11 protein-coding genes are annotated in these 10,479 nt (G+C 71.3%); 2 read left to right on the top strand and 9 right to left on the bottom strand.

Features of this window, described 5'->3' with window-relative positions:
• Nucleotides 1-19 precede the first annotated feature (19 nt).
• Nucleotides 20-1,138 carry a PP2C family protein-serine/threonine phosphatase gene (locus AB0C35_RS27700; protein ID WP_358461639.1) on the bottom strand — a complete coding sequence of 373 codons (1,119 nt, stop codon included), beginning with the start codon at nt 1,136-1,138 and terminating at the stop codon, nt 20-22.
• 138 nt (nt 1,139-1,276) lie between these two features.
• On the opposite strand from AB0C35_RS27700, the gene AB0C35_RS27705 reads away from it, so the two are divergent.
• Nucleotides 1,277-1,501, top strand: coding sequence for a hypothetical protein (locus AB0C35_RS27705; protein ID WP_358461641.1), 225 nt, complete (start codon nt 1,277-1,279; stop codon nt 1,499-1,501).
• A gap of 101 nt (nt 1,502-1,602) precedes the next feature.
• Here AB0C35_RS27705 and AB0C35_RS27710 read toward each other — a convergent pair whose 3' ends face one another.
• From AB0C35_RS27710 to AB0C35_RS27745, 8 genes are all read right to left on the bottom strand, one after another.
• On the bottom strand, nt 1,603-2,079 hold the full coding sequence (locus tag AB0C35_RS27710; protein WP_358461644.1) for a ribose-5-phosphate isomerase: 477 nt from the start codon (nt 2,077-2,079) through the stop codon (nt 1,603-1,605).
• A gap of 51 nt (nt 2,080-2,130) precedes the next feature.
• Entirely contained in the window at nt 2,131-3,159 is a 1,029-nt protein-coding gene (locus AB0C35_RS27715; protein ID WP_358461647.1) for a hypothetical protein, read from the bottom strand.
• Nucleotides 3,160-3,205: 46 nt separating this feature from the next.
• Nucleotides 3,206-4,153, bottom strand: coding sequence for an ATP-binding protein (locus AB0C35_RS27720; RefSeq protein WP_358461650.1), 948 nt, complete (start codon nt 4,151-4,153; stop codon nt 3,206-3,208).
• Between the two features lie 115 nt (nt 4,154-4,268).
• Nucleotides 4,269-5,021 carry an ABC transporter ATP-binding protein gene (locus AB0C35_RS27725; protein WP_358461652.1) on the bottom strand — a complete coding sequence of 251 codons (753 nt, stop codon included), beginning with the start codon at nt 5,019-5,021 and terminating at the stop codon, nt 4,269-4,271.
• Nucleotides 5,018-5,782, bottom strand: a complete 765-nt coding sequence (cbiQ, locus tag AB0C35_RS27730) for a cobalt ECF transporter T component CbiQ (protein ID WP_358461654.1) — start codon at nt 5,780-5,782, stop codon at nt 5,018-5,020. The genes AB0C35_RS27725 and cbiQ overlap by 4 nt, the downstream gene beginning before the upstream one ends.
• Nucleotides 5,782-6,132, bottom strand: coding sequence for a PDGLE domain-containing protein (locus AB0C35_RS27735; protein ID WP_358461657.1), 351 nt, complete (start codon nt 6,130-6,132; stop codon nt 5,782-5,784). The genes cbiQ and AB0C35_RS27735 overlap by 1 nt, the downstream gene beginning before the upstream one ends.
• Before the next feature lie 11 nt (nt 6,133-6,143).
• Nucleotides 6,144-6,839: an energy-coupling factor ABC transporter permease gene (locus AB0C35_RS27740; RefSeq protein ID WP_358461660.1), complete on the bottom strand. Its 696-nt coding sequence runs from the start codon at nt 6,837-6,839 to the stop codon at nt 6,144-6,146.
• Between the two features lie 252 nt (nt 6,840-7,091).
• Nucleotides 7,092-7,706: a disulfide bond formation protein DsbA gene (locus AB0C35_RS27745; RefSeq protein ID WP_358461663.1), complete on the bottom strand. Its 615-nt coding sequence runs from the start codon at nt 7,704-7,706 to the stop codon at nt 7,092-7,094.
• 168 nt (nt 7,707-7,874) lie between these two features.
• Between AB0C35_RS27745 and pepN the strand changes: the two genes are divergently transcribed.
• Entirely contained in the window at nt 7,875-10,451 is a 2,577-nt protein-coding gene (gene pepN, locus AB0C35_RS27750; RefSeq protein WP_358461666.1) for an aminopeptidase N, read from the top strand.
• The last annotated feature ends 28 nt before the right edge of the window (nt 10,452-10,479 follow it).

The following is a 10,479-nucleotide window of genomic DNA, read 5'->3' on the forward strand; positions in this document are numbered from 1 at the left end:
GGGGCGTCCGCCCGGACGGTCAGGTACGCCAGATCAGGACGAGTGCGCAGTCGTCGTCGCGGGCCGCCGCCATCGTCTCCACCAGTTCCCTCGCGCCGCTGCCGAACCCCTGCGGGACGAGCCGCTCCGCCTCGCCGAGGAGCCGGTCGATGCCGGTGTCGAGGTCACTGCCCGGGGACTCCACGAGCCCGTCGGTGTACAGGAGCAGCGCGTCGCCCGGCCGCAGCTGCCCGTGCTCGGGGATGCAGCGCAGATCGGGCACGACCCCCAGCACCACGCCCTTGGCGGGACTGACCTGCCAGGCGCCGCTGCCCGCGTCGAACTGCACGGCCGGCGGATGCCCTGCCGACTCGACCGTGTACTCCCCCGTCTTCAGATCGACGACGACGTGCACGGCCGTGACGAACCCCTCGTCCCACCGCTGGCGATGCAGGTAATCGTTGCACGCCGGTAGGAAACGGTCAGGCTGGATCGATCCAAGAAGGCCGCCGAACGCGCCGGACAGCATCAGAGCGCGGGTCCCCGCGTCGGTGCCCTTCCCGGAGACGTCGACCAGCGCCACCTCCAGCGTGTCGCCGTCGCTCGCCGACACCACGAAGTCGCCGCCGAACGACGACCCGCCGGCCTGCAGCAGCACGACCTGGGAGTCCCAGCCGTCCGGCAGTTCGGGCATCTCGCCCTGGCGTCTCAGCCGGTCGCGCAGCTCCAGCAGCATCGAGTCGCCGCGCAGGCCCTGCACGCCGAGCTGCTGGCGCGTCCGGGCGAGGGTGAGCGCGAGCACCGCGGTGATCGTCAGCGTGGCGATCATCCCGATGCCGATCGCGGGGACGTCGGCCCAGGCGTTGTAGGCCACCATCGCGACCACGACGCCGAGCAGCGCGACCAGGCTCCGCACCTTCAGCAGCAGCCCGCCGCCGAGCACGATCAGTACCAGCACCCCGGAGGGGGCCAGGCCGCGGGTGTCCTTCGCCGTCGCGACCCCGATCGCGATCGCCAGGACCGCAAGCGCCGCGAACACGTACCGTTCCCTGGTCAGCTTCCCCCTGCGCAGCCATCGGTACAGCATCACGAGCACCGGGATACGGCGCAGGACGGCGCGCATTCTCGGCGGAAGGAGGTGCACCAGTCGTTGAAGCATGACTCCGGCACTGTATCGAGCAATCACCCCGGCAGGTCGGTATCCGGGCCACCGGTGACTATTTGCAACGGTCCAGCTACCGTTTCACCGGGTAGGTGGTACGGAACGGGCAGCTGGTACCGGGAGAGGCGGCGGGACATGGGACAGCCGGGAATGCGGATCACGGTGGACGCGGCGATGCGGGCACGGGACGTCTCACGCCCGAGGCCCGAAGGTGAGGAGCCGCCGGCCGCCGGCACGGGTCAGGGCCCCGGCAACGGCAAACCCGCCGAGCCCGCCAAGCGGACGAAGGCCGCCAAGAACGAGCGCCGCCGCCTCGGCAAACGCGGCGCCGCCCGCAAACCCCCAACAAACGGCCTCTGACCGCCCCTGCTTCCCCGCCCCGGCGCCGGTTCACGGCGGGGTCGGCTAGCCGACATGCCGGTTCGCCCCGGGTGGGTTCCCGCGGGCTGGTTTGCCGCGGGTCAGGTTTGGCGCGGGAGCGGCGGGAGCTTTCCCGTCCGCTCGTAGTCGCCGAGCATCTCGATCCGGCGGGTGTGGCGCGGCTCCTTGGAGTAGGCCGTCTCGATGAACAGCTCCACGAACCGGGTCGCGGACGCCAGGTCGTGCTGCCGGGCGCCGAGGCTGATGACGTTCGCGTCGTTGTGCTCGCGGGCGAGAGCGGCGGTGTCCTCGCTCCAGACGAGGGCGGCCCGCACCCCCTTGACCTTGTTGGCCGCGATGACCTCGCCGTTGCCGGATCCGCCGATCACGATGCCCAGCGTCCCCGGCTCCGCGGCCGTCCGCTCGGCGGCCCGCAGGACGAACGGCGGGTAGTCGTCGACGGCGTCGTACTCGAACGCGCCGCAGTCGACGGCCTCATGCCCGTTCGCCTCCAGCCAGGAGACCAGGTGCTCCTTCAACTCGAAGCCGGCATGGTCGGATCCAAGAAACACGCGCATGGACCCGATTCTCGCAGGCACCGGGGGGCCGTGTGCGCGCGGGTCAGCCGGTCAGTCGTCGTCGCGCCTGCGGTCGACGATCGTCCGGTCCGCCAGGTCCAGGTCGTCGTCCTCCGTGGCGTTCTCGGGCGCCTGCGGCTCGGGCGCGTCCGGTTCCTCGGCGTCGTCCGCGGGGCGCTCCGGCTCGGGCTCGGGCTCGGGCGCCTGCGGCTGCTGCGGCGGGACGGGCGGCACGGGCGGGACGGGCGGCGCGCCGAACTGCTGCGGGGCGGGCTGCTGAGGGGCGGGCTGCTGAGGGGCGGGCTGTTGCGGGGAGGGCACTGCGCCCCACGGCGGCTGCTGCTGCGGCTGGCCCTGCGGCGGGACGTAGGGAACCGCCGACGGGTGCGGCTGCACCGGCTGCTGCGGCACCCCCTGCTGCGGCATCTGCTGCTGGGGCATCTGCTGCTGGGGCATCTGCTGCTGCGGGGCGTAGGGCTGCTGGGCGTACGGCTGCTGCGCACCATACGGCTGCTGCGCGCCGAGCGGAGGCCGGCCGCCGAAGGGCTGCTGCTGAGCCTGGTCGCGCGGACGGGTGAGCAGGAAGCCGCCGAGCGCGCCGAGGCCCGCGATCCAGCCGAACATGGCGCCGAAGCCCGCGCCGTTGCCGAACGTGTTCCAGATGGTGCGGCTCAGAACGGGGCCGGGGATGTCGATCGCCCAGCCCACCAGGGCGCCGCCGACGAGGCCGGCCAGCCCGCCCGCGACGGTGGTGGCCCACCAGCCGGTGATGACCGCGCCGAGCATGCCCTGGCGCGGTTCGATCGTCCTGGCCCCGACGAAGACCAGCAGGGCGAGCAGGGCGAGGAACAGCAGGAAGGCGAAGTCGACGGCGAGCAGGTGGGTCCAGTCGGGTCCCCCCGGCGTCAGCCGCCACTGAGGGAACTGAAACGTCCACACCAGCGGCCCGATGCCCCCGCTGTACTCGAAACCGCTCTCCCGGATCGCATCGACGACCCACTGGTTGTTGAACAGCAACGCCAGAAGGGCGATGGGCGCTATCGCGCCGCCCGCCATGACCACCATCCGCCGCATCGTCATGGCGCGCAAGGGTAGTGGTGATCGGTGTCCGCCGGTAGGCCCCGCACTACACCCGGTAGGCGGACGGGAAGCGGAATCCGGGGTCGACCTGCTCCTCCAGGTCCTCCCCCGCCGCCCGGCTCGCCCAGCTCCGCGCGTTCTTGACGTGGAATTCGACGGCCAGCCGCTGGAACTCGTCCCAGTCCTGGACCCGCGCGTCCACCTCGGCGCGCATCCGGTCGAGGGCGGCGACGTTGCCGTCCTCCAGGACGACGCCGTCCCGGCCCTGCTCCAGCGCCCGGACGGCGGCGGACTGCCCGATCCAGGTCAGCAGGTCACCGCCGACGTGCTCGCGCAGGTAGTCGACGTCGTCGTCGGTCTGCACCTTGTTGCCGACGACGCGGATGGCGATGTCGTAGTCGCGGGCGTACTCGGTGTACTGCCGGTAGACGCCGACGCCTTTGCGGGTGGGCTCGGCGACCAGGAACATCAGGTCGAACCGAGTGAACAGCCCGGACGCGAACGTGTCGGCGCCGGCGGTCATGTCGACGATGACGTACTCGCCGGGCTTGTCCACCAGATGGTTGAGGTAGAGCTCGACCGCGCCGGTCTTGGAGTGGTAGCAGGCCACGCCGAGGTCGTCGTCGTTGAACGGGCCGGTGGCGAGGAGCGTGACCCCGTCCACCTCCTGTCCGGCGGCGTGGACCGGGTCGTCGCCGCGGAACCGCAGCAGCCGCGAGCCCGTCCCGGGCGGGGTGGTCTTGACCATCGCGGACGCGGAGGAGATGCGGGGGTTGTCGCCGCGCAGGTACTCCTTGATCTCGGGGAGCCGGTCGCCCAGCGCGGGAATCTTCGCGGCGCGGTCCTCGTCCAGGCCGAGCGCCACGCCGAGGTGCTGGTTGATGTCGGCGTCGATGGCCACCACCGGCAGCCCGCGCCCGGCCAGGTGCCGGACGAACAGCGACGACAGGGTGGTCTTGCCGCTGCCGCCCTTGCCGACGAACGCAACCTTCACGATTACCCCATTTCGGATATGAAAACCGTTACCAGTGTCGGGGCAATCGAGTCTGGCGGAGGGTGCGGCGGGAGGCAAGCGGAACGGCCGAAGATCACCGAATCGGCGGGACGGGTCAGCGGACGGCGGCCGCCGGGTCGAACCCGAAGGGCAGCTCCAGGCGGTGCGCGGCCAGCAGACCGGCGTCCGTGAGCAGATCCCGGGTGGGACGGTCGGCCGTGATGACGCCGCCGGAGAGGATCACCGACCGCGGGCACAGCTCGGCCGCATACGGCAGGTCGTGCGTCACCATCAGGACCGTCACGTCCAGGCTCAGCAGGATCTCCGCCAGTTCCCGGCGGCTCGCCGGGTCCAGGTTGGAGGACGGCTCGTCCAGCACGAGGATCTCCGGCTCCATCGCCAGGACCGTCGCGACGGCGACGCGGCGGCGCTGCCCGAAGCTGAGGTGCTGGGGCGGCCGGTCGGCGACGTCCAGCATGCCGACGCGGGTCAGCGCGTCCCGCACCCGGCGGTCCAGTTCGGCGCCGCGCATCCCGAGGTTGGCCGGGCCGAACGCGACGTCCTCGCGGACGGTCGGCATGAACAGCTGGTCGTCGGGGTCCTGGAAGACGATGCCGACGCGGCGGCGGATCTCCCGCAGCGTCTTCTTGTCGCCCGCGCCGACCGCGAGACCGCCGACCCTGACCTCGCCGAGACCGCCCTGCAGAATGCCGTTCAGGTGCAGCACGAGCGTGGTCTTCCCGGCGCCGTTCGGCCCGAGCAGCGCGACCCGCTCACCCCGCCCGATCGTCAGGTCGACGCCGTAGAGGGCCTGCGTGCCGTCGGGGTAGGCGTAGGCGAGGCCCTTCACTTCGAGCGATGGCGTCATGGTGCGATCCAAGCAGCCAGGGCGACCAGGGCCGCGGCCGAGGGCAGCGCGGCGGCGGCCGTCCACTGCGCGGCGGTCGCGCCCACGTCGTGCATGACGGGCATGCGGCCGTCGTAGCCGCGGCTCACCATCGCCAGGTGGACGCGCTCGCCGCGCTCGTAGGACCGCAGGAACAGCGCGCCGACCGACTTGGCGAGCACCCCGGTGGCGCGGACGCCGCGGGCCTCGAAGCCCCGGGACGCCCGCGCCACCTTCATCCGTCCCAGCTCGGCCGTGACGACGTCGACGTACCGGAGCATGAACGTGGCGATCTGCGTGAGGAGCGACGGCATCCGCAGCCGCTCGATGCCGAGCAGCAGCAGCCGCGGCTCCGTCGTCGCGGCGAGCAGGATGGACGCGACCACGCCGAGGGTGCCCTTGGCGAGGATGTTCCAGGCGTCCCACATCCCGCCCTCGCTCACCCGCAGGCCCAGCACGGCGATCTTCTCGCCCTCGGCGACGAACGGCAGGAGGACCGCGAACGCGACGAACGGGACCTCGATCACGGTCCGCCGCGCGACCGTCCGGAGCGGGACGCGGGCGATCAGCGCGACCGCCGCGAGCAGCAGCGCGTACACGCCGAACGCCCACATCCGCTCCCGGGGCGTGGCGACGACCAGCAGCACGAACGCCAGCACCGCGACGATCTTGGTCTGCGGCGGCAGGCGGTGCACCGGCGACGCGCCCGGCACGTACAGCCGGTGCGCGTGACCCGCGCCCACTACCCCTGCCCGGACGGTCCGGCCGGCGCCTTCTCCTCCGGCTCCTGCGAGGCGGGGACCGCGTCGCGCCGCCGGACGGCCCAGAACAGCCCGCCGCCGATGAGGAGGACGGCTCCGACGCCGATCACGCCGGACAGCCCGGCCGAGACCCACTCGTTGTCGACGCCCTTCACCCCGTAGTCGCCGAGCGGGGAGTCCTTGAGCGCGTGGTCCTTCTCCTCGGCGCTGATGCCCTCCTCCTCGGCGACCTTCTCCAGGCCGTCGGGGCTGCCGCTGGCGTAGTAGCTGACGAGCCCGGCGAGGACGAGGGAGACCAGCAGGAACCCGATGAAGAAACGCTTGGTGGCCATCTGTCTCCTCCTCAAGCCCGGGACGGGGTGGGCCGGGCGGTGCGCAACTCGACCGGCTTCATCAGGCCGCGCGCGCCGTACACGAGGTCCGGCCGGACGGCGAGCACGCTCGACACGGTCACGGCGGTGATCAGTGCCTCGCCGATGCCGATCAGCACGTGCACGCCGAGCATCGCGGCGGCGACCTTGCCGATCGACACGTCCGCCGTCCCGCCCACCGCGTAGATCAGCGTGAACGCGAGAGCGGACGCGGGCACCGACACGAGCGCCGCCGCGAACGACGCCCCGCCCGCCGACGCCCGCGTCTTGGGCAGCACCCGCAGCAGCGACCGGAACACCGCGTACCCCACCAGGACGGTGACCAGCGCCATCAAGATGATGTTGACGCCGAGCGCGCTGAGGCCGCCGTCCGCGAACAACAGCGCCTGTAGGAACAGGACGACCGAGACGGCCAGTACGCCGGTGTAGGGACCGACGAGTATGGCCGCGAGCGCCCCGCCCAGCAGGTGGCCGCTCGTCCCGGCGGCGACCGGGAAGTTGAGCATCTGCGCGGCGAACACGAACGCGGCCGTCAGCCCCGCGAGGGGCGCGGTCCGGTCGTCGAGCTCACGCCGCGCACCGCGCAGCGCGATCCCCACCCCGGCCACCGCCACCGCACCGGCCGCGATCGAGACGGGCGCGTCGATGAAGCCATCGGGTACATGCACTGTGAGCTCACCGTCCTACCTGTTCCTGTCGGTAGGACCAGTTTGACGGCACATCACCCGCAGTTGCAACATGCTCGCAATAGCAAACCACATGTAACTTGCGAGCTATATCACAAAGTGCCAGCATGCAATTGCCCACAGTCGCCCATGCTCCCCGCGCATGCGGGGATGGTCCACTCTTCGACGGCGTCGTCGCGGTCGCGGGCACGTGCTCCCCGCGCACGCGGGGATGGGCTTCTGTGGGCTCGAACCTCAGTCGAAGATCGGGTCCCGGGTCCGGCTCCGCTTCAGTTCGAAAAAGCCGTCCGTGGCCGACACCGCCACTACACCGTCCCAGAGTCGGGTCGCCGCCTCGCCGCGCGGGGCCGGCGACACCACCGGGCCGAAGAACGCGTTGCCCTCGACCTCGATCACCGGGGTGCCGACCTCCTGGCCGACCCGGTCGATGCCGTCCTTGTGCGAGGCCCGCAGCGCCTCGTCGTAGTCGGTGGACTCGGCGGCGTCCGCGAGCGCCGGGTCCAGGCCCGCCGCGGTCAGCGCCGCCTCGAAGAAGGGGCGGCCGAACTCTGCCTTCTCGTGGTGGCGGCGCGTGCCCATCTCGGTGTAGAGCTTCCCGAGAACCTCCGGCCCGTACTTCTGCTCGGCGGCGATGCACACGCGCACCGGGCCCCAGCCGTCCTTGAGGCCCTGCCGGTACTCCTCCGGGACGTCCTTGTCCTCGTTGAGGACGGACAGGCTCATCACGTGCCAGCGCACCTCGATCGGGCGCAGCTTCTCCACTTCCAGGATCCAGCGGGAGGTCATCCAGGCCCAAGGGCACAGGGGGTCGAACCAGAAGTCCACGGGGGTGAGAGCGTCCTTAGCCAACGTCGCCTCCTACAGCGCGATACGGGGTGCCTTAAGGCGACAACCGGGGCGCGGCCGTCCCGATTCCCGCCCGCGTGAAGGTTTCAAATGACGTGGCGCACGGGCCGGATCGGCCCGCGGTTGGTAGACATGAGGGCACCAAGCGATTAAGCCGACCAAGGAGTTCATGTGGCAGGCAACCTCACGCGCGACGAGGCGCGGGAACGCGCCCGGCTGCTCACCGTCGAGTCGTACGCGGTCGAACTGGACCTGACGACGGGTGAGGAACGTTTCGGGTCCACCACGGTGATCCGGTTCGGCAATGCCGAGACCGGCGCGTCCACCTTCGTCGACCTGCACGGCGCCGTCGTGAGGGAGGCGACGCTGAACGGCAAGGCCCTGGACCCCTCGTCCTATGACTCCGAGAAGGGGCGGCTGCCGCTGCCGGACCTGGCCGCGGAGAACGAACTGCGTGTCGTGGCCGACTGCGCGTACTCGCGGTCGGGTGAGGGCCTGCACCGGTTCGTGGACCCCGTCGATGACAGCGTCTACCTGTACTCGCAGTTCGAGACCGCCGACGCGCACCGCATGTACACCTGCTTCGACCAGCCCGACCTGAAGGCGACCTTCGAGCTGACCGTGCACGCGCCGGAGGACTGGGAGGTCGTCACCAACGAGTCCGCCGAGTCCGCCGAGGGCGGGACGTGGCACTTCCTGCCGACTCCCCAGATCTCCACCTACATCACCGCGCTCATCGCCGGGCCGTACCACGTCGTCCGGGACGAGTACCGCCGCGACGACGGCACCGTCATCCCGCTCGGCGTGTTCTGCCGGGCGTCGCTGGCCGAGCACCTCGACGCCCCCGCGATCGTGGACGTCACGCGGCAGGGCTTCGGCTACTTCGAGAAGGTCTTCGGCCGGGAGTACCCGTTCGGCAAGTACGACCAGCTGTTCGTCCCCGAGTTCAACGCGGGCGCGATGGAGAACGCGGGCGCCGTCACGTTCCTGGAGGACTACGTCTTCAGGTCGCGGGTCACCGACGCCGCCTACGAACGGCGCGCCGAGACGATCCTGCACGAGATGGCGCACATGTGGTTCGGCGACCTGGTCACCATGCGCTGGTGGGACGACCTGTGGCTGAACGAGTCGTTCGCCACGTACATGAGCGTCCTGTGCATGGCCGAGGCCACCAAGTGGAAGGGCGCGTGGACGACGTTCGCGAACCTGGAGAAGGCGTGGGCGTACCGGCAGGACCAGCTGCCCTCCACCCACCCGATCTCTGCCGACATCCCCGACATCCGCGCCGTCGAGGTCAACTTCGACGGGATCACCTACGCCAAGGGCGCGTCCGTCCTCAAGCAGCTGGTGGCCTATGTCGGCCTCGACAACTTCCTGGAGGGCGTGCGCCGCTACTTCGACCGGCACGCGTGGGGCAACACCGTCCTGACCGACCTGCTGGGCGCGCTGGAGGAGACTTCCGGCCGCGACCTGGCGTCGTGGTCGAAGGAGTGGCTGGAGACCGCAGGCGTCAACACGATGCGGCCCGAGTACGAGCTGGACGCCGACGGGAACTTCTCGTCGTTCGCCGTTCTGCAGGAGGCCAAGGCCGACTACCCGACGCTGCGCTCGCACCGCCTCGCGATCGGGCTGTACGACAAGACCGCTACGAATGCGGTTGCCGGGGGGCGTGGGGGGTCGTCCCCCCACACGAAACTCGTCCGGCGGGAGCGCGTCGAGCTGGACGTGGTCGGCGCCCGGACGGAGGTTCCGGAGCTCATCGGCAAGAAGCGGCCCGACCTCGTCCTGGTCAACGACGACGACCTCGCGTTCGCCAAGATCCGGCTCGACGAGCATTCGCTGCGAACGCTGATCGAGAGCATCGGCGACATCAGGGAGAGCCTGCCGCGCGCCCTGTGCTGGTCGGCGGCGTGGGACATGACCCGCGACGCCGAGATGGCCACCCGCGACTATGTCCGTCTCGTCGCGCAGGGCGTCCGGGGCGTCACCGACATCTCGGTCACGCAGACGCTGCTGCGGCAGGCGCGGCTCGCCGTCCAGCAGTACGCGGACCCGGCCTGGCGCACGGAGGGCCAGGCGCTCATGGCCGACACCCTGTCGGAGCTGGCCCGCGAGGCCGCGCCCGGCTCGGACCTCCAGCTCGCCTACACGCAGGCGTTCGCCGCGTCAGCCGTCTCCGGCGACCACCTGGCGTTCGTCCAGGGCCTGCTGGACGGCTCGCAGGTCCTCGACGGCCTCACCGTCGACACCGACCTGCGCTGGTCCCTGCTGCGCCGCCTCGTCGTCACCGGCAAGGCGGGCGAGGCCGAGATCGACGCCGAGCACGGGCGGGACCGCACCGCCGCCGGCGAACGGCACGCCGCCGGATGCAGGGCCGCGATCCCGTCCGCGGACGCCAAGGCCGCCGCGTGGGAGCGGATCGTGTCCGGCGACCTGCCCAACGCCGTGTTCCGGGCGACGCTCGGCGGCTTCGTGGAGCCCGACCAGGCCGACCTGCTGGTGCCCTACGCCGACCGGTACTTCGCCGAGGTCGGGCGCATCTGGAAGGAGTGGAGCAGCGACATGTCCCAGACGTTCGCGGAGGTCGCCTACCCCTTCCTGGCGATCGAGCAGTCCACGCTCGACCGCACCGAGGCGTACCTGGCCGACGAGAAGCCCCCGCCGGCGCTCGCCCGGCTCCTGTCGGAGGGGCGCGACGGCGTCGCCCGCGCCCTGCGCGCCCGCGCGAAGGACGCCGTGTCCGCCTGAGCCCGGGCGTGTGCGCCGGGCGCCCGTC

Source organism: Spirillospora sp. NPDC048819 (assembly GCF_040650055.1).
In the GTDB taxonomy this organism is placed as follows: Bacteria; Actinomycetota; Actinomycetes; order Streptosporangiales; family Streptosporangiaceae; genus Spirillospora.

Bases quoted from the DNA above. Each gene is read 5' to 3' on its own strand.
- AB0C35_RS27700 (WP_358461639.1), bottom strand. From the start codon at position 1,138: ATGCTTCAACGACTGGTGCACCTCCTTCCGCCGAGAATGCGCGCCGTC.
- AB0C35_RS27705 (WP_358461641.1), top strand. From the start codon at position 1,277: ATGGGACAGCCGGGAATGCGGATCACGGTGGACGCGGCGATGCGGGCA.
- AB0C35_RS27710 (WP_358461644.1), bottom strand. From the start codon at position 2,079: ATGCGCGTGTTTCTTGGATCCGACCATGCCGGCTTCGAGTTGAAGGAG.
- AB0C35_RS27715 (WP_358461647.1), bottom strand. From the start codon at position 3,159: ATGACGATGCGGCGGATGGTGGTCATGGCGGGCGGCGCGATAGCGCCC.
- AB0C35_RS27725 (WP_358461652.1), bottom strand. From the start codon at position 5,021: ATGACGCCATCGCTCGAAGTGAAGGGCCTCGCCTACGCCTACCCCGAC.
- AB0C35_RS27735 (WP_358461657.1), bottom strand. From the start codon at position 6,132: ATGGCCACCAAGCGTTTCTTCATCGGGTTCCTGCTGGTCTCCCTCGTC.